Raw genomic sequence first — 15607 nt, 5'->3', positions numbered from 1 at the left:
AGCTGGCAGGAGCACAAAGATCGATGACACCGGCCTGATCATTGTGACACAACCGCGGCTCGATCGGACGCACTCTGTCATCCACGCCAGAATCCCTGCCGACCCAGATCGCCTCGGCGGGTCCCATTACAGAGTCAGGCTCCTAGCTCTCATACGAGATCATTTTCTGCTTTGCGCCTGTAAGCTTTCCTGCGGCACGCCAGATCAGCCATACCAGGATGATCGAGACATAGTCGTCAATGGCATAGTGCCAACCGAAATAGACCGAGCCGAACATGATCGCTGCGACGTAGAGCCAGGCGAAGACGCCAGCCGTCCGATTGATGCTGCCAAGGAGCAGCGCGTTAAGCGTGACCATGGCGACATGGAAGCTTGGCATCGCGGATATGCCGGTCCCGATCGAGGCCTGGCGGCTGGTGTAGGACGAATAGAGATAGTCGCTTATTCGCAGGATGGCAGGGCCTGCACTGCTGCTTCGAAGCGAGGCGGTGAGATCGTCAAACAGGTCCGGGTCAAACAGCCGGTCGTAAAAAATCGGGCCTGCGGATGACCCCACTACCCGCACAACGATGCCGAGGATGACCGCGGTCGCAGAGAGCGACAAGAAGTATCGCTGGCGCTTGGCGGCGTCATCCATCCAGGCGGCTGCGACGACCACGAAGGCGACCGCCACGAACCAGAATTGGGCATAGAGGACATAGAGGGCTTGGTCGACAACACCTGGCAAGGGAACCGAGCGCGCCCATTTCCAGATATGCCCGAAATGCAGGGCCGCATCGATTTCGGCAAGCTGCCGGTCGGCGAAGAACGGCACCATCTGCGCAAGCTCATGCTTGTAGGTGGTGAAGGCGGCCAGGCAGAGAATGAAGATACCAAGGGTGAGGGTCGCGCCGCGCCAGCGAGAGCTGATCTTCGCGAGGAACCAAGTCGCCGGGGCTCGTCGGTCTCTGAATGGTGCCGCGATGCCGATCCCGAGCAGGATGATGAAGGGCAGCAGGAAATAGAGGATCAGCAGCCGCTGCGTTCCCAGTGCCGCAAGGTAGGTCTCAGGGAACAGGCCAGCCGCGACACCAGCGTAGCAAAGGCCGAAGATCGCCAGCTTTGCCGATAACCCTATCCTCGGAGCGGAAGTTACGTTAGCGCTCGCCGCCATATTCGCTTCTTTGGCGGGGCTTTTTTCAGAAGGACCGGAGCGTCGACCACGACCGGCTGCGGTGGGGTAAAGGTCAAGTGTTCAACGACCTTGACGAAACCGCCGGCACCTGCGCTCGCAATCGCGCAAATCAGAAGCATTCTCAAAAAGCCCACGCGCAAATCGCTCCTCAAGCCGCGAGAGAGGATGCGCTCGACCTGGTTAAGAAGCAACTAATTCATTGGCGAACGCATCCGCATGAAGCGATGAATGCCATCGCCTGGCCGGGCCCGCTATTCCACGCTGAGCCGATAGCCGATGCCGCGCACTGTCTGCAGCCAGACCGGATTGGACGGATCGCGCTCGATCTTGCGGCGCAGGCGGTTGATCTGGACGTCGATGGTGCGCTCGCCGACTTCGGAATCGTCGCCGACCAGCTCATGGCGCGGTATGGTTTCGCCGGCCCGCGCGGCAAAGATCGCCAGGATCTCCTGCTCGCGGTCGGTCAGCTTCAGCGCCTCGCCGCCACGCTTCAGTTCGCGCCTGGCGATCTGGAAGGTGTAGGGGCCGAAGACCAGCTGCTCGACCTTGGGCGTGGTCGCCGGGCCGCCGCGGCGCAGGATGTTGTTGATGCGCAGGATCAGCTCGCGCGGGTCGAAGGGTTTGGGCAGATAATCATCGGCGCCGGCCTCCAGCCCGGTGATGCGGCTGTCGGTTTCCGACAGCGCGGTCAGCATCAGGATCGGCACGTTCTTCTCCGCCCGCAGCGCCTTGGTGAGGTCGACGCCGGTTTCACCCGGCATCATGACGTCGAGGACGAGGAGGTCGAAGTCGAGCCCGGCGAGCTTGCGCCTGGCCTCGCCGGCATTTCCCGCGACAGTGACGCGAAAACCGTTTTCAGTCAGATACTGCTTCAGCAAATTGCGGATGCGGGTGTCGTCGTCGACCACAAGCAGATGCGGCGCGTCATCGTCCGGCGCCGTCGGCTGGTCCACCCTCTCAATGGTCTCCATGGCTTTTCCCTGACATGTTTGCAGGCACAATGTCGATCTGCGCCCTTAGTTCCGGATTGACCATCGCTTCCAGGAATCGTTCGATCAAGGGGCGCTCGCTGGCTCCGGAATCTTCCAATGCAGCACGGATGCGGCGTGACTGTGGCCGCGCCAGGGCCAGCGCCAGGGCGCGGCCCTTGGCCGTGGGGTAAAGTTCACGCTGGCGGCGGTCGCGCGGGCCCTGCAATTGCACGATATGGTCGGTGTCGATCAGCTGCTTCAGCACCCGCGCCAGGCTCTGCTTGGTGATCTTGAGCACGTCGAGCAGTTCGGCGACCGTCAGCCCCGGCCGGCGGTTGACGAAATGCAGCACCCGGTGATGGGCGCGGCCGAAGCCGTAATCGGCCAGGATCTGGTCGGGATCGGAGGTGAAGTCGCGATAGGCAAAGAAGAACAGTTCGATGATGGCGAAGTCGATGCCGTCCTCGTCGGTGATCGCCGTCTTGATCGGTTTTCCGGCAGCTGGGCTTCGATCCGTCATCATTTCTCCGTCCATAGAGGGAAATTATGTCAGTACTATTGACGTAATTTCCCTGCAATGGTAATTTTTGACAAGCTTTTGGGCGGATTGCGAACGAAAAGGCAAGGGAGCGCGGTTTTTCCGGAACTTCCTGAGTTTGCCAGAGTTCGATTATCCGCTTACGCTTCAAGATACTCGGCCGCCCGATGCGGCTGGCGCGAAACAAACAACAACACCAATGATGTGCGGGCCGCCGCCCGCGGGAGGTTTCCATGGCATCCGTTCCCTTCGACCAGCTGGAAGGCTTCATCTGGATGAACGGCGAGTTCGTCAAATGGGCCGACGCCAAGATCCACGTGCTGACCCACGGCCTGCACTATGCCAGCGCCGTGTTCGAGGGCGAGCGCGCCTATGGCGGCGCGATTTTCAAGCTGAACGAGCATACCGAGCGCCTGCATGAATCGGCGCGGCTGCTCGGCTTCAAGATCCCCTATTCGGTGGCCGAGCTCAACGACGCCTCGACCACGCTGTTGAAGAAGCAGGGTTTCCAGGACGCCTATGTCAGGCCGATCGCCTGGCGCGGCAGCGAACAGATGGGCGTGTCGGCGCAGAACAGCCGTATCAACTGCGCCATCGCCATCTGGCAATGGCCGAGCTATTTCGATCCGGCGCAGAAGCTCAAGGGCATCCGCCTCGATCTGGCGGAATGGCGCCGGCCCGATCCGCGCACCGCGCCGTCGAAGTCGAAGGCCGCCGGCCTCTATATGATCTGCACCATGTCCAAGCATGCCGCCGAGGCCAAGGGCTATGCCGACGCCATGATGCTCGACTGGCGCGGCCAGGTCGCCGAAGCAACAGGCGCCAACATCTTCTTCGTCAAGGACGGCAAGATCCATACGCCAAAGCCCGATTGCTTCCTCGACGGCATCACCCGCCGCACCGTCATCGGCCTCGCCAAGGACCGCGGCCTTGAGGTCATCGAGCGCGCCATCATGCCTGAGGAACTCGAAGGCTTCGAACAGTGCTTCCTCACCGGAACGGCGGCGGAAGTGACGCCGGTTTCCGAGATCGGCCCCTACCGATTCGAGGTCGGCGAGATCGCCAAGACTTTGATGAACGACTATTCTGCCGCAGTGCAGCCTAAGCATGCGATAGCCGCAGAATAACGAAAATCACAGCTTTTTTCGCAAGCAGGGGCGGTTTTAGGGCCGCCCCTTTTATTTCAGCATTTGCGCATTTGACTTTCGTCTAATTCGGCGTCTCATGATGGCGTCGGCCCGGGAGGCTGGCAGCTATGGAGGGACTGGTAATATGGACATGAATACGCTTCTTCCGATCATTATTCAGGTGATTACGGGTGTCATCGGTGGTCAGGCAGTGGGCGCGGCGCTCAAGCAGGCGGCGTTGGGTCAGCTTCCCAAAATCCTGGGCGGCGCCATTGGTGGCGTCGGCGGCGCGGCGATCCTCGGCAGCCTGCTCGGCGGCGGGACGGTCGATCCGGCGGCGGCTGCAGCGGCAGCAGGCGGATTGGGCGACGCGTTGAACATCAAGAATATCGTTGGCGGCGCCGGCGGCGGCGCCATCCTGACCGGCATCATCGGTGCGGTCATGGGCGCGATGAAGAAGTAAGCCTTTAGATCATTCACCGTTTCACGGCGAATGATCTAACTTATTGTTTTTACGCAATTCCGGACGGAAAACCGCTTACACTTTTCCTGGAATTGCTCGAAATCTCAGGCTTCGTCATATGGGCGGCCGTTGGGCCGCCCATATCTGTTTTGGGGTCTGTCAAGATTGTCGTGGAGCTGTGGACGTTGCCCGCCCGTGCCTGTTTTGGCGCAATTCCCAAGGGAAAGCGCTACGCGCTTTTCCCGGGAAAACCGTTTCACACTTTTCCTGGAATTGCTCTACATCACGCAAGACACAGCGAAAGGACAATCATGGGTCAGCTCAATGCCGGCATCGTGCCGGTCACGCCCTTCCAGCAGAACTGCACCATCCTGTTCGACATGGACGACAAGCATGGCGTCGTAGTCGATCCGGGCGGCGACATCGACAAGGTGCTGGCGGTGCTGAAGGACAATGCGACCACGGCCGGCGCGATCTGGATCACCCATGGGCACATCGACCATGCCGGCGGCGCCATGGAGCTGAAGGAAGCACTCGGCATCGAGATCATCGGCCCGCACGAGGCCGACAAGCTATTGCTCGACAATCTCGAGAACCAGGGCCAGCGCTATGGCATTGTCGGGGTGCGTAACTGCGTCCCCGACCGCTTCCTCAGCGAAGGCGAAATCGTGTCGTTCGGCACCCATATGTTCGAGGTGCTGCATTGCCCCGGCCATGCGCCGGGCCATGTCGTCTACTACAACCGGGCGGCCAAGTTTGCCCATGTCGGCGACGTGCTGTTTCGCGGCTCGGTGGGGCGCACCGATCTGCCGGGTGGCGATCATGCGACGCTGATCGCCTCGATCAAGAACAAGCTTTTGCCGCTCGGCGACGACATCGGCTTCATCTGCGGCCATGGCCCGGGCGGACGTTTTGGCGAGGAGCGCAGGACCAATCCATTTTTGACCTAGCGATGTCTTTCTGCCAACAAAAAAGCGCTGGCCTTGCGGTCAGCGCCTTTTTGTTTTGGGGCAGGTAAGCCTCAATTGGCGGTGCAGAAATGCTGTTCGCCGTCATTGCCGGTGAACGTACCGCTGCGGGCATTGAAGCTCCGGTAGCGGTCCGAGCAGTATTCGTACCAGTCGCGTGTCCACGGCTCGGCATAGCGGTCGGCATAGACGACCCTCGGCTCGGCATAGTAACGGCGCACCGGCCGCACTTCGCGATAGTCGTAGTCGTCGTCATAGCTGCTGTAGCGCGGCTGCGGGTTGCTCAGCGCACCGGCGATCAGGGCGCCGGCCGCAAGGCCAACGACACCGGCGGCAATGGCGTCGCCATTGTGGTGACGGCCATGATGGCGATGGCGCCACTCGTCGGCGTTGGCGGCTGGCAGAGTGGCGAGCGTGGTCGCGGCGAGAGCGGCGCCCAGGATGGCGGTCTTGAAAATGCGATTCATTTTGGTCTCCTTCGTGCCAGTCCGTGTAGTTTTCGGGGATGCGGTCCGGCCTTGGGGACGATTAATGGAAGACCGTGGCTGAACGGGGGCTGAACGGAATTTGCACCTTGGGTTCAGGTCATGCGGCAAAAACCAAGCGCGTGCGGAAGGCGCTCCGCCTCGTCAGTCTCCGTCCAGACTGTCTTGAGCCGGCTTAGCCGACCGACAGGTTGACGGCCTTCGGACCCTTGCCGCGCTTGTCCGGCTCGGTGTCGAATGTCACTTTCTGCCCATCCTCCAGACCGGGAAGACCCGACGCCTGCACGGCGGAAATATGGACGAAGACATCCTTCTGCCCGTCGTCCGGCGTGATGAAGCCGAAGCCTTTGGCATGATTGAAGAATTTGACGGTGCCGGTCTGCGGCATGGGAAGCTCCCTTTGATCCCATAAAGTCCAGTTTCGGGCCGGCAAATGCCCGAAGGGAAATTTGTCCTTTATTTTAGCGCCATCGGCAAGAGAAAGTTTTGGCGAAGGCGGCAACGGTCAAGGGGCTCAAATAGATCATTGCAGCGAAGACAATTCGGACCAGACGATCGCACTGGCGATCAGCCCTTCGATGAACGGGTCGAGCGTCCTTTGCCCCCGGCAGCGGCGGACATGAAAAAGGCGCGACGGGAAACGTCGCGCCTTCGAAATCTCTGGGACGGCTGACAAAGCCGGTTCAAGCACGCTTAAAGTGCTTCTTTCGCGTGTCCTGGCGGGCGCGCGGGCACCGCCGGTTCAGGCCGCGCGGAGATTGACCGCCTTCGGACCCTTGCCCATGCGGTCGGGTTCAACGTCGAAGGTGACCTTCTGGCCGTCGACGAGGGTACGCAGGCCCGAAGCCTCGATCGCGGAAATGTGGACGAACACATCCTTGGCGCCGCCGTCGGGCGTGATGAAGCCGAAGCCTTTGGTCGCGTTGAAGAATTTAACGGTGCCGGTCTGGGCCATTGGGGAAACTCCTTCACCCGTGTCAGTCTTGTGGTTTGCCCGCCGCCTGGCATCGTGGGCAAGTCCCGGTGGTTGCTTCGGCAGTCCTGCATTCGCGCATGGTAAAACCCCCCGCCGAAAACGGGGCCGTCAGAGATTCACAGTATCGGGGAAAGGTCGTCCAAAACGTTCCGCTCTCCGGGTCGCAAATGCCCGAACACAAAATTTATCGCACGGAAACGTGATAGTTGCAAGATAGCGCCGCGGGCCGCGACCATCGACGCATCCCAACGCAGGCGCCTCGATAGACCCGGCCCTGTTGGCGGTCATCAGCCAGAGCCCGGCCACGCATGGTCCAGCTGCGGTGGTCCGGCACCGGAGCGATGTGTGGCGAGGGCATCACATGGCTCGGTGCGCTGTAAACGGGGGTTGCATTCGGCAAGGGAATGACGAGGATCGACAGGCGCGTTTTGCGCCGGGACGGGGGTCTCGAGGGAGGCATATTCATGAGATTTCTTGCGACGATCTTCTCGCGCCAGGGTTTTACCATTCTCTTCCTGTCGGGTCTTCTTGCGGCCTGCACCGTCGTCGTCGATGACGGGCCGGGACCACGCCCGCGGCCGCCACGGCCGGAACCGGAATTCTGCACCAGGGAATATGAACCGGTCTGCGCGCGGCGCGGCGGCGACCGCCAGACCTTCGCCAATGCCTGCCTCGCGGAGCGCTCGGGCTATCGCATCGTGCGCGACGGCCCTTGCCGTGACGGTGGCGGCGGAGGTGGCAGCGAAGAGCCGACGTTCTGCACCCGCGAATACGCGCCCGTCTGCGCCCGCCGGCATGGCGAGCTGCGCACCTTCCCCAACGCCTGCGAGGCTCGTGCCGCGGATTATCGCGTCGTCGACAACGGTCCCTGCTGAGTGGGCGCAAAACGGGGCGAGACCAGTGACTCGCCCCGGGCGATGGATTGCCGCGCCAGCGCCGAGGCGGGGAAGGGAATGAGACGAGCGCTTACGGTTGGGCGTGGATCAAATCGGAGTGGCTGCCTACGCCGAATACGCCCCGTCGGCGGGGCCGGCATAAAGCTCACTGCCGTCCTCGTCGCAGATGCGCAGGCGGTCGGGGATTTGCGGCATGGCCAGGCTGTGGAACAGCGCGCTGGCGCCCTGAAGGGCGGCGCGCAGGTTCGGCGCGTCCAGCGATACTTTGTCGAGCGTGGCTTCGTCAGTGTTGCGCGAGCGATAGAACTCGATGAAGAACGTCAAGCAAGCCTCCGTTGCAGAGCTTTGCGCGAGATCGTCGGTCCATTGCCGACAGGCACACGAGGCGCCCCGGGCTGGTCAGCCCTTCGACTTCGGCTTCAGGCTGTTCTCGGCCTGTTTGACCGCGGAACCGAACGGGGAGGCGGCCTTGGCCACCACCTTGTCTTTCTTGGGCTTGCGCGTTTCGCGGTTGCTGCGCTGCTGACCCTTGGCCATCTTTGTCTGCTCCTCGTAGGTGTTGGGTGGGCGCCGTGTCAGATGGCCGGCTTGTCAGTGACAACCGGGTCAGCCACTTCGAGATTGTCTTCCGTGGTGACCCGCTCATAGGTCTCCTGCTCGCTGCGGATACGGTATTGCGGCGAGCCGTCCTTGACCGGCAACCTGCTCTTGATCTGAAACAGCTCGGCGGTCTTCTGAGTCAGGCCGCTGTGGCTTTTCATGCGCACGGTCTGGCCGATGGCGAAGAGGTGCGAGGGCGTGTCGGTGCGCGGACGCGCATTCTGCTGGAAGCGGATCATGCTGCGTTCTCCTGGTCGCGCCTCAGCGCTGTTTCGAGTTCGAGGTAGTCGATGGCGATAAGCTGGCTGGTGGTCGGGTTCTTCACCGCCCTTGCCGGCAAATGGATGAAGGTGGCGACGCGACGCCAGGCAAGCCGCGACATGCCCTCGATCAACTCTTCATCGTGATCGATGTCATAGTCGCCGGCCGGCAGTTGCCCTTCCAGCCCGCCGAGCGCGAAGGGCGCCGCGAAATGGGCAATGGAATGGGTGGTGCGTTCCGACATTGGCTTGGCTCTGGTTCCGCCCGGACGCGGGGCAAATGCGCTGTACGCCACTGTGCCGGCAATTCAGATATTGGCGATTTGGAATGAGTTTGGCGGGTCGAGAACTTCTGACGCCGCGATATGCCAAGCTTGGCCCAAAAACGATCGTATAACTCATAGCCTTAAGCTGTGAATTGTTCAAGATAATTTCTGTCTCGATTCGGAAGAATTGAAAATTTGTCGGATGCAAATCTTGGATAAAACTGCTATGACGTAATCATATCCACAAATTATTTATCGATGGTGCGCCGGAATAATTGTCCTGCCGCCGAGTTTTATTTTATTGAAAGGCCGAAAACTATGAGATTCATGAAAACGCCGGACGGTCCCGTCATAACCATCGCGCCAGTCGTCGCGTTCCCGAAAGCCCTCTCTGTGCGCCTGACGATAAGGAGCGATGAAGCGGCGCGGCGCAAGATCGCCGACACTGACGGGACGCTGCGGCGGGAGCGCCAGCTTGCCGAAAGCAACCGGCTGATTTGACCGGGCGAGCCTTGTCGTGACCTGCAGCGCTGCGCCCTGGCTGACACCCCCGCAGCACTTTGATTTTACGCACGGTTGTTCCCCCGACCGAAGACGACACCCGGGCTGCGATCTGCCCTTGAATCTGTCTCGTCCATGCCTTAGGTCCGGCAAGCGGACAAACACGGCAGGTTTCCCATCAACAGAGATCAAAGAAGAGCGGCGGGTGCTGGAACTGGCGGACAGCCGCCGCTGGGCCTCGACCAATATGTGCAGCAGGCGCTGCAGCTGCACCAGGCCGGGCGCCGGCAGGAGGCCGAGACGCTCTATCGGCAGGTGCTGGCGCACAAGGCCAATCACGCGGCGGCGGCGCACTTCCTGGGCCTGCTGCTGCACCAGACCGGGCGCAGCGCCGAAGGGCTGGAGTTGGTCGAGCAGTCGGTGCGTCTGCAGCCGAAGAATCCCGATTTCCTCAACAATCTCGGCACGGTGATGCGCGATCTCGGCCGCGTTGCAGCGGCCGCCGATTTTTTCCGCGGCGCGGTCGATCTGAAGCCTGACCAGCTTGCGGCACGCGATAATCTGGGTTCCGCGTTGAAACAACTCGGCCAGTTCGAGGCGGCAGAAGCGATCTATCGCGGCACGGTCGGACGCAATCCCTTCCATGTTCGCGCGCGCATCGGGCTTGCCGAAACGCTGCAGGAAGCCGGGCGTCTGGACGAAGCGCTGGCAACGTTCCGCGAGGCGCTGACGATCCGGCCCAAGGATGCCGATCTGTTGCATGGGCTCGGCGTCGGGCTGATGGAAAAGGGCAAGCTCGATGAAGCGGCCGACCTGTTCCGGCAAGCGCTGGCGATCACGCCGGGCATGGCCAAAGCCTGGCTGATGCTGACGCAGGTCAAGCGCCAGAAGGAGCGCGACGCCGAGCTCGCCGGCATGGAGGCACAGCATGCCAAGGCGCCGGCCGACAGCCTGGCGCGCATGCAGCTCTCCTTCGGTCTCGGCAAGGCCAATGACGATTTGAAGGACTATAACAGGGCCTTCGACTATTTCGCCGAAGGCAATGCCATCCGCCGCAAGGGCATCGACTACGATCCCGTCAGGACACGCGCCGAATTCGACGCGATGAAGACGGTGTTCAACGCCGGCTTTTTCGAAAAGCACAAGCCGAGCCCGATTTCCAATGACACGCCGATCTTCGTCGTCGGCATGCCGCGCTCCGGCACCACGCTGGTCGAGCAGATCATCGCCAGCCACGGCCAAGTCTATGGCGCGGGCGAGCTCAGCATTTTGAAGACCGCGGTCGGCAAGCAGTTCCCGACAAATATGCCCGGCGGCTTCCCCTGGGGACTGGTGGATGCGCCTGACGCGGATTTTGCCGAGGCGGGCCAAGCCTATCTCGACATGCTGCATGCCCGCTATCCCAACTTCAGGCATGTCACCGACAAGATGCCCGGCAACTTCCTGCTCATCGGCTTCATCCACATGATGCTGCCGAAGGCGAAAATCATCCATTGCGCACGCGATGCGGCGGCGACCTGCCTTTCGATCTACAAGGTGCATTTCCGCGGCGACAGCCACCGCTACGGCTATGATCTCGGCGAACTCGCCGACTTCCACAATCTCTACGCCGACATCATGGCGCACTGGCGCAGCGTGCTGCCCGGCGTCGTCCACGATGTGCGCTACGAGGATTTCGTCGCCGACCAGGAGGGACAAACGCGGGCGCTGATCGCGCATCTTGGCCTGCCCTGGGATGACAAGGTGCTGTCGTTCCATGAGACCGATCGTCCGGTGCGCACGGCTTCGGCCGCGCAGGTGCGCCAGCCGATGTATCAGGGTTCGGTCGATCTCTGGAAGCGCTATGGTGACAGGCTGAAGCCGTTGCTGGACAAGTTGGCCTGAGGCGGGGGCTACAGCTCCATGAAGGGCTGGAAGCCGCCGAAGATCATGCGCTTCATATCGAAGGGCATGGGGCCCCAATCGGGTGTCAAACGCGGGTCGGCCATCACTTTGGCCATGACGGCATCACGGCTCTCCCGCGATTCATAGACGGCCCAGGAGAAGACCACGATCTCGTCCTCTTTTGCCTGAACGGCACGCGGAAATGACGTCAGCTCGCCATAGGGCACGTCGTCGCCGATACATTCGACATAGGCGAGCGCGCCGTGTTCCATCCATATCGGGCCCGCGAGGTTGGCCAGTCTCTTGTAGTCATCGAGATTTGCCTTGGGCACGGCGAGCACAAAACCATCGACATAGGACATAGTGTTCTCCTTGGAATGTCTCAAAAAGACCTCACCGGCGCCAGCCGGTGAGGGGCTTCGTCGTTGGCGATGGTCAGCCTTTCTTCGCCGGAGCATTCATTGCCCATTCGACACCGAAGGGGTCACGCATGTTGCCCCACTGGTCGCCCCAGAACATGAGCTGGAGCGGCACGGCGACTTCGCAGCCGGCATCGACGGCGCGCTTCCACCAGCCATCGATCTCGTCGGCGCCAAGATGGAGCTGCATGGTGTAGCCCTGCGGCTTGACGGCGGGCATGCCGTTTTCGGGGTAGAAATCGGAAATCATCAAGGTCGAGCCGTTGATGTGCAGATGGATGTGCATGGTGCGGCCCTGGTCGTCGGGCGGATAGAAGAACACCTGCTCGGCGCCGAAGGCTTTCTTGTAGAATTCGGCAGCCTTGAAGGCGCCGTCCAGTTGCAGATAGGGGGTCAATCCACCGAGAACTTTCGCGGCCGGCTGAACGGGGGTCTGGTCGGTCATGTCTTGCTCCTCTTTGGGTTTGGTCTGGGCGCTTGATCTGGTCTTGCGAACCCTAGGACGAACGAGGTGGGCGCAATCCTACATGGCCGATGCGATTTTTTGGCGTGAAATGAAGTTGCGTCGGCGGCCCTCAATCAGAGCGCAATTCTCGCAGCTCGCAGGCTAGAAAAGGTGACTCCTTTTCAACCCGTCGAGACGACCATGATCCTTTACTACCAGACCCACTCGCCCTTCGCGCGCAAGGCGCTCGTCTTCGCCCATGAGGTCGGCATTGCCGATCGGCTCGAGGTCATTCATCACGAGACGAGCCCGACCTTGCGCAATGCCCGTGTCTACGCCGAAAACCCGCTCGGCAAAGTGCCGGTGCTGCTGCGGCCGGATGCGTCGCCGATCTTCGATTCCGATGTCATCTGCGCCTATCTCGACACGCTGCATGCCGGCCGCAAATTGCTGCCGCCTGATGGCGAGGCGCGCTGGCAGGCGCTGCGGCTGCAAGCAGTCGCTCAAGGGTTGGCACAGACGGGCATAGCCTTGCGTTGGGAGACGGAAAGGCGGCCCGAACAGTTGCGTTATGCGGCTCTTGCCCAAGGATACCGGGACAAGATCGAGGCGAGCTACGACTGGATCGAAAGCACGCTGGACGACGAGGCCCCGCTCCATGTCGGCCATATAGCGCTCGCCACTACGCTGTCCTGGATGGCGTTCCGCCAGCTGCCGTCGTTGGGCGCACGGGCACGGCTGACGCGCTGGTTCGAGGCGTTTGAAAAGCGCGGATCGATGCAGGCGACGCCGCTGTCGGGCGATACGCACGACTGAGCAACGGTCGCCCCGCGGCGGCCTGCATCGATATTTCCCGACCGCATTGTCAGGGCGCCCTGCAGATCCGCGGACCGTTTTGCGCGTCGACGACGATTTCCGGCCAGCCGATATCCTTGCGCAGTTCGATCGGCAGGGACAGCAGTTCCCGCTCGCTGCGATGGCGGGCGCGGTTCTGTGCGTAACGGCTGGCGACGCGGCCTATGGATGACAAAATGGACATGATGCTTTCTCCTCAGATGAAGCCGGCATCATCGTGTCGGCATCCCAAGGACGCAGCAGGTTCAGGCGATCCGACAGAGCGCTGAAATTATTTTAGAGGACCGATGCCGCAAGGGCAGTGTCGTAATACTCCACCATCTCGACCACCTTGCCGTCGCGGACCGTCCAGAAATCAGCGGTACGCATAACAAGCTCCTGGCCGTTGGTTCTGCGCGTCAGATGGATTTCGACCTGCGCAGCAATTCTGTCGCCGCTATGGATGAAGTCCACCGGACGGAAGCTCCGGTATTCGAAATCATTGTCCAGCGACATCAGGCGGGCGAGGAACTCCTCCTTGCCGCTGCCTGCCCTGATATACGGGGCCCCCGGTTCGGCGACCCAGCGGAAGACAACATCGTCGGCACAGTGATCCAGCGCACCTTTGATGTCACGTTTTGCATAGGCATCGTAAAGGCTCTTGACTACGTCCACCCCACCCATGACCGTCTCCTCCCTCGGTTTGCGGAAGCTTCAGAGTGCGCCTTTTCCGACCGATGGGGAAGTATGGTTATGTCGCCAATACTTTTGACGGGCCGGCAGTACTTCCAGATGCCGGCCCGGACTATGCAGTCACCACTCAATCGTATGTCCCGGCGACCGAGCGGAAGAATTCCTCTGGGTCTTCGACTTCCGTCAGCCGCCGCTTGTCGATCAGCCAGAAGCGGTTGCCGATGGCGCGGATGAAGGAGCGGTCGTGCGAGGCAAGCACGCAGCTTGCCTGGTGCTTGAGCAGCTCATCCTCCAGCGCTTCCTGGCCATCGATGTCGAGATGGTTGGTGGGCTCGTCGAGCAGATAGAAGTTGGGGTTGACGAGCCGGAGCGCCAGCATCATCAGCCGCGCCTTCTGGCCGCCCGACAGCACGCCGATCTTCTTCTCCTGCATCTCGATGACCACGCCGGCGCCGGCAAGCAGCGAGCGGGCGCGCTGCTCGCCGACATCGTAGCGGCGCGAGACCAACGCCAGCGGCGTGTCGTCGCCACTGATCCCGGCCAGTGCCTGGTCGCTGTAACCGAGCACCGTCGACGGCGTCACCTTCACGTTCGGCACCGTGTCCGGCTCGGCGATGGCGTTGCGGATCAGATTGACGAACCGCGACTTGCCGACGCCGTTGCGGCCGAGCAGCACGATGCGGTCGCCCTGGCAGATGTGGCGCTTTCCCGTCTTGAACAGCAGCGTACCGTCGGGCGTTTCCACCGCCGCATCGTCGAGCGTGATCAGCACCTTGGCGTGGGTGCCGCGGTTGGCCAGCCTGATCGCGCCGGCCGATTTCTCGCGATGCGCCGGGTTCGCCGCCTCTTCCAGCTTCTCCGCTCGTTCCCTGAGCTGCTTGGTTTTCACCGTCAGCAGGTCACTGCCGGAATTGACGCCGATGTTGTTGAGCTTGGCGGCCTGTTTGCGCAGTTGCTGCGCCACCTTCATGTCGCGCTCGAACCTGCGTGCCGTCGACGCGTCCAGCTCGTCGAGGGCCTGCCTCGCCCGCGAATAGGGCAGCGCAAACACCGGCGATTCCTCAGGGCGCAGGAACAGCGTGCGGTTGGTGGTGGCGTCGAGGAAGGCGCGGTCATGGCTGGCGATCACCACCGGCACCTCGCGCGGCAACGCGTCCAGCCAGCTTTCCAGCTGGCTGATCTTGGCGAGATCGAGATGGTTGGTCGGCTCGTCGAGCAGCAGCACATCCGGGTCGGTGACCCAGACGCGGGCGATCAGCGCCAGCCGCTGCCAGCCGCCGCTCAGCGCCCGCATTTCCCGCTCGCGCATCGGCCCGGGCACGTCGAGCGAATCCAGCACCACGTCGACCCGCCACATCTCGCTGTCGGCCTGCTCGGCCGGCAAGGCATCGGCCACCACCTGATGGAAGGTGCGGCCGAGAAGGGCAGGGCGAACCGACTGCTCGACATGGCCAACGCGCAGGCCGCGCGTGCGAGAAATGTCGCCGGAAGTCGGCTCCATCCCGCCGGTCAGGCATTTGAGCAAGGTCGACTTGCCGCGGCCATTGGCGGCAACGATGCCGAGCCGGTCGCCGGTGCCGATGGTGATGTCGAGCTTGGAGAAGAGCGGCGCACTCATGGTGACGCCGAGGGATTTGAGGCTGATCAGGGCCATTTGATTTCTCTGGTCTTGGCCGAAGGCCGGCTCAATGCACTTTGACGGTGCGCGTGCCGGCCATCAGGCTCAGCGTTGCGCACCACGAAGGGCAGACCAAAAAATCGAAGCGGGAAAACCCGTGATGTCCCTGGTCAGCCCTGCAAGCGAACTCGCAGGGCAGAAATCGGGCCACGCTGACGATGGTGACGAAAAAACGTAAACACGTGAGCCCTCCTTTCAAGACAAGACGATTGGGTGTGCGGGAGCGATTACACCAAAGGCGGGGTTTGTGGCAAGTGGGCGGGGAGAGCGCGGACGGTGAGACTGCTGATCTCCCCCCTTGTGGGGGAGATGTCCGGCAGGACAGAGGGGGGCGCGAAGGATCGCGGCGATTCCAGCAAACCAATCGTCCGTCAACGCGCCGGCATTGGTTCCTATGAGGATCCTGGCGAGGCCCCCCCCCCAAAACCG

The 15607-nt window shown here is 61.8% G+C and carries 22 protein-coding genes; 7 read left to right on the top strand and 15 right to left on the bottom strand.

The features are described 5' to 3' along the window. Window positions 1–142: 142 nt before the first annotated feature. The 3 genes from AC1DYO_RS31685 to AC1DYO_RS31675 all read right to left on the bottom strand — a co-directional run bounded on the left by AC1DYO_RS31685 (window position 143) and on the right by AC1DYO_RS31675 (window position 2665). Entirely contained in the window at window positions 143–1153 is a 1011-nt protein-coding gene (locus AC1DYO_RS31685) for a phosphatase PAP2 family protein (protein ID WP_477268537.1), read from the bottom strand. A 272-nt stretch (window positions 1154–1425) separates the two neighbouring features. Beyond that, window positions 1426–2145, bottom strand: a complete 720-nt coding sequence (locus tag AC1DYO_RS31680; protein ID WP_023672025.1) for a response regulator — start codon at window positions 2143–2145, stop codon at window positions 1426–1428. Then, window positions 2132–2665: a MarR family winged helix-turn-helix transcriptional regulator gene (locus tag AC1DYO_RS31675; protein ID WP_112561176.1), complete on the bottom strand. Its 534-nt coding sequence runs from the start codon at window positions 2663–2665 to the stop codon at window positions 2132–2134. The genes AC1DYO_RS31680 and AC1DYO_RS31675 overlap by 14 nt, the downstream gene beginning before the upstream one ends. Before the next feature lie 251 nt (window positions 2666–2916). Here AC1DYO_RS31675 and AC1DYO_RS31670 point away from each other — a divergent pair, with 251 nt between their 5' ends. The 3 genes from AC1DYO_RS31670 (at window position 2917) to AC1DYO_RS31660 (ending at window position 5223) form a co-directional block, all read left to right on the top strand. After that, window positions 2917–3810, top strand: coding sequence for a branched-chain amino acid aminotransferase (locus tag AC1DYO_RS31670; protein ID WP_112561042.1), 894 nt, complete (start codon window positions 2917–2919; stop codon window positions 3808–3810). Window positions 3811–3955: 145 nt separating this feature from the next. Beyond that, the gene (locus AC1DYO_RS31665; protein ID WP_477268535.1) at window positions 3956–4273 is read left to right on the top strand and encodes a hypothetical protein; all 318 of its coding nucleotides are present in this window, start codon (window positions 3956–3958) and stop codon (window positions 4271–4273) included. Window positions 4274–4584: 311 nt separating this feature from the next. Further along, entirely contained in the window at window positions 4585–5223 is a 639-nt protein-coding gene (locus AC1DYO_RS31660) for an MBL fold metallo-hydrolase (protein ID WP_477268533.1), read from the top strand. Between the two features lie 71 nt (window positions 5224–5294). Here AC1DYO_RS31660 and AC1DYO_RS31655 read toward each other — a convergent pair whose 3' ends face one another. The 3 genes from AC1DYO_RS31655 to AC1DYO_RS31645 all read right to left on the bottom strand — a co-directional run bounded on the left by AC1DYO_RS31655 (window position 5295) and on the right by AC1DYO_RS31645 (window position 6681). After that, a complete protein-coding gene (locus tag AC1DYO_RS31655) occupies window positions 5295–5708 on the bottom strand; it encodes a BA14K family protein (protein ID WP_477268531.1) in 414 nt (137 codons plus the stop codon). Window positions 5709–5901: 193 nt separating this feature from the next. Then, window positions 5902–6114: a cold-shock protein gene (locus AC1DYO_RS31650; RefSeq protein ID WP_112561038.1), complete on the bottom strand. Its 213-nt coding sequence runs from the start codon at window positions 6112–6114 to the stop codon at window positions 5902–5904. A gap of 354 nt (window positions 6115–6468) precedes the next feature. After that, on the bottom strand, window positions 6469–6681 hold the full coding sequence (locus tag AC1DYO_RS31645) for a cold-shock protein (RefSeq protein WP_006202520.1): 213 nt from the start codon (window positions 6679–6681) through the stop codon (window positions 6469–6471). A 485-nt stretch (window positions 6682–7166) separates the two neighbouring features. Between AC1DYO_RS31645 and AC1DYO_RS31640 the strand changes: the two genes are divergently transcribed. Continuing rightward, window positions 7167–7577, top strand: coding sequence for a Kazal-type serine protease inhibitor domain-containing protein (locus AC1DYO_RS31640; RefSeq protein ID WP_477268529.1), 411 nt, complete (start codon window positions 7167–7169; stop codon window positions 7575–7577). Between the two features lie 126 nt (window positions 7578–7703). On the opposite strand, the gene AC1DYO_RS31635 is transcribed toward AC1DYO_RS31640, so the two are convergent. The 4 genes from AC1DYO_RS31635 to AC1DYO_RS31620 all read right to left on the bottom strand — a co-directional run bounded on the left by AC1DYO_RS31635 (window position 7704) and on the right by AC1DYO_RS31620 (window position 8703). After that, a complete protein-coding gene (locus tag AC1DYO_RS31635) occupies window positions 7704–7922 on the bottom strand; it encodes a hypothetical protein (protein ID WP_477268527.1) in 219 nt (72 codons plus the stop codon). A gap of 75 nt (window positions 7923–7997) precedes the next feature. Further along, window positions 7998–8135: a hypothetical protein gene (locus AC1DYO_RS31630; RefSeq protein WP_477268525.1), complete on the bottom strand. Its 138-nt coding sequence runs from the start codon at window positions 8133–8135 to the stop codon at window positions 7998–8000. 38 nt (window positions 8136–8173) lie between these two features. Further along, window positions 8174–8437 (bottom strand): hypothetical protein, encoded by a 264-nt coding sequence (locus AC1DYO_RS31625; RefSeq protein ID WP_477268523.1) that lies wholly within the window; start codon window positions 8435–8437, stop codon window positions 8174–8176. Then, window positions 8434–8703: a hypothetical protein gene (locus tag AC1DYO_RS31620; RefSeq protein WP_477268521.1), complete on the bottom strand. Its 270-nt coding sequence runs from the start codon at window positions 8701–8703 to the stop codon at window positions 8434–8436. Before AC1DYO_RS31620 ends, AC1DYO_RS31625 begins: the two co-directional genes overlap by 4 nt. 348 nt (window positions 8704–9051) lie before the next feature. Here AC1DYO_RS31620 and AC1DYO_RS31615 point away from each other — a divergent pair, with 348 nt between their 5' ends. Together AC1DYO_RS31615 and AC1DYO_RS31610 are read left to right on the top strand one after the other, a co-directional pair. Then, window positions 9052–9225 carry a hypothetical protein gene (locus tag AC1DYO_RS31615; protein ID WP_477268519.1) on the top strand — a complete coding sequence of 58 codons (174 nt, stop codon included), beginning with the start codon at window positions 9052–9054 and terminating at the stop codon, window positions 9223–9225. A 249-nt stretch (window positions 9226–9474) separates the two neighbouring features. Beyond that, complete coding sequence (locus AC1DYO_RS31610) at window positions 9475–11109, top strand: tetratricopeptide repeat-containing sulfotransferase family protein (RefSeq protein ID WP_477268517.1); 1635 nt, start codon at window positions 9475–9477, stop codon at window positions 11107–11109. 8 nt (window positions 11110–11117) lie between these two features. On the opposite strand, the gene AC1DYO_RS31605 is transcribed toward AC1DYO_RS31610, so the two are convergent. Together AC1DYO_RS31605 and AC1DYO_RS31600 are read right to left on the bottom strand one after the other, a co-directional pair. Continuing rightward, window positions 11118–11471, bottom strand: a complete 354-nt coding sequence (locus tag AC1DYO_RS31605; RefSeq protein WP_477268515.1) for a DUF1428 domain-containing protein — start codon at window positions 11469–11471, stop codon at window positions 11118–11120. Between the two features lie 73 nt (window positions 11472–11544). Then, window positions 11545–11973, bottom strand: a complete 429-nt coding sequence (locus tag AC1DYO_RS31600; protein WP_181058777.1) for a VOC family protein — start codon at window positions 11971–11973, stop codon at window positions 11545–11547. Window positions 11974–12174: 201 nt separating this feature from the next. Between AC1DYO_RS31600 and AC1DYO_RS31595 the strand changes: the two genes are divergently transcribed. Then, complete coding sequence (locus tag AC1DYO_RS31595; RefSeq protein ID WP_477268513.1) at window positions 12175–12789, top strand: glutathione S-transferase family protein; 615 nt, start codon at window positions 12175–12177, stop codon at window positions 12787–12789. A 49-nt stretch (window positions 12790–12838) separates the two neighbouring features. On the opposite strand, the gene AC1DYO_RS31590 is transcribed toward AC1DYO_RS31595, so the two are convergent. The 3 genes from AC1DYO_RS31590 to AC1DYO_RS31580 form a co-directional block, all read right to left on the bottom strand. Beyond that, window positions 12839–13012 (bottom strand): hypothetical protein, encoded by a 174-nt coding sequence (locus AC1DYO_RS31590; protein WP_477268511.1) that lies wholly within the window; start codon window positions 13010–13012, stop codon window positions 12839–12841. Window positions 13013–13104: 92 nt separating this feature from the next. Then, window positions 13105–13491, bottom strand: a complete 387-nt coding sequence (locus tag AC1DYO_RS31585; protein ID WP_181058774.1) for a nuclear transport factor 2 family protein — start codon at window positions 13489–13491, stop codon at window positions 13105–13107. Between the two features lie 136 nt (window positions 13492–13627). Continuing rightward, on the bottom strand, window positions 13628–15154 hold the full coding sequence (locus tag AC1DYO_RS31580; protein WP_477268509.1) for an ABC-F family ATP-binding cassette domain-containing protein: 1527 nt from the start codon (window positions 15152–15154) through the stop codon (window positions 13628–13630). Window positions 15155–15607 lie beyond the last annotated feature (453 nt).

Source organism: Mesorhizobium sp. P2_F5 (genome assembly GCF_056403715.1).
Note: the sequence above shows the minus strand (reverse complement) of the source record. Positions and strands in the feature narration are given on the sequence as shown.

What these genes read in the sequence shown, in the direction of transcription:
- AC1DYO_RS31680 (WP_023672025.1), bottom strand. Translation starts at nt 2,145, where the DNA reads ATGGAGACCATTGAGAGGGTGGACCAGCCGACGGCGCCGGACGATGAC.
- AC1DYO_RS31615 (WP_477268519.1), top strand. Translation starts at nt 9,052, where the DNA reads ATGAAAACGCCGGACGGTCCCGTCATAACCATCGCGCCAGTCGTCGCG.
- AC1DYO_RS31660 (WP_477268533.1), top strand. Translation starts at nt 4,585, where the DNA reads ATGGGTCAGCTCAATGCCGGCATCGTGCCGGTCACGCCCTTCCAGCAG.
- AC1DYO_RS31580 (WP_477268509.1), bottom strand. Translation starts at nt 15,154, where the DNA reads ATGGCCCTGATCAGCCTCAAATCCCTCGGCGTCACCATGAGTGCGCCG.
- AC1DYO_RS31600 (WP_181058777.1), bottom strand. Translation starts at nt 11,973, where the DNA reads ATGACCGACCAGACCCCCGTTCAGCCGGCCGCGAAAGTTCTCGGTGGA.
- AC1DYO_RS31670 (WP_112561042.1), top strand. Translation starts at nt 2,917, where the DNA reads ATGGCATCCGTTCCCTTCGACCAGCTGGAAGGCTTCATCTGGATGAAC.
- AC1DYO_RS31630 (WP_477268525.1), bottom strand. Translation starts at nt 8,135, where the DNA reads ATGGCCAAGGGTCAGCAGCGCAGCAACCGCGAAACGCGCAAGCCCAAG.
- AC1DYO_RS31665 (WP_477268535.1), top strand. Translation starts at nt 3,956, where the DNA reads ATGGACATGAATACGCTTCTTCCGATCATTATTCAGGTGATTACGGGT.
- AC1DYO_RS31645 (WP_006202520.1), bottom strand. Translation starts at nt 6,681, where the DNA reads ATGGCCCAGACCGGCACCGTTAAATTCTTCAACGCGACCAAAGGCTTC.
- AC1DYO_RS31625 (WP_477268523.1), bottom strand. Translation starts at nt 8,437, where the DNA reads ATGATCCGCTTCCAGCAGAATGCGCGTCCGCGCACCGACACGCCCTCG.
- AC1DYO_RS31595 (WP_477268513.1), top strand. Translation starts at nt 12,175, where the DNA reads ATGATCCTTTACTACCAGACCCACTCGCCCTTCGCGCGCAAGGCGCTC.
- AC1DYO_RS31655 (WP_477268531.1), bottom strand. Translation starts at nt 5,708, where the DNA reads ATGAATCGCATTTTCAAGACCGCCATCCTGGGCGCCGCTCTCGCCGCG.
- AC1DYO_RS31590 (WP_477268511.1), bottom strand. Translation starts at nt 13,012, where the DNA reads ATGTCCATTTTGTCATCCATAGGCCGCGTCGCCAGCCGTTACGCACAG.
- AC1DYO_RS31675 (WP_112561176.1), bottom strand. Translation starts at nt 2,665, where the DNA reads ATGACGGATCGAAGCCCAGCTGCCGGAAAACCGATCAAGACGGCGATC.
- AC1DYO_RS31605 (WP_477268515.1), bottom strand. Translation starts at nt 11,471, where the DNA reads ATGTCCTATGTCGATGGTTTTGTGCTCGCCGTGCCCAAGGCAAATCTC.
- AC1DYO_RS31650 (WP_112561038.1), bottom strand. Translation starts at nt 6,114, where the DNA reads ATGCCGCAGACCGGCACCGTCAAATTCTTCAATCATGCCAAAGGCTTC.
- AC1DYO_RS31685 (WP_477268537.1), bottom strand. Translation starts at nt 1,153, where the DNA reads ATGGCGGCGAGCGCTAACGTAACTTCCGCTCCGAGGATAGGGTTATCG.
- AC1DYO_RS31585 (WP_181058774.1), bottom strand. Translation starts at nt 13,491, where the DNA reads ATGGGTGGGGTGGACGTAGTCAAGAGCCTTTACGATGCCTATGCAAAA.
- AC1DYO_RS31620 (WP_477268521.1), bottom strand. Translation starts at nt 8,703, where the DNA reads ATGTCGGAACGCACCACCCATTCCATTGCCCATTTCGCGGCGCCCTTC.
- AC1DYO_RS31640 (WP_477268529.1), top strand. Translation starts at nt 7,167, where the DNA reads ATGAGATTTCTTGCGACGATCTTCTCGCGCCAGGGTTTTACCATTCTC.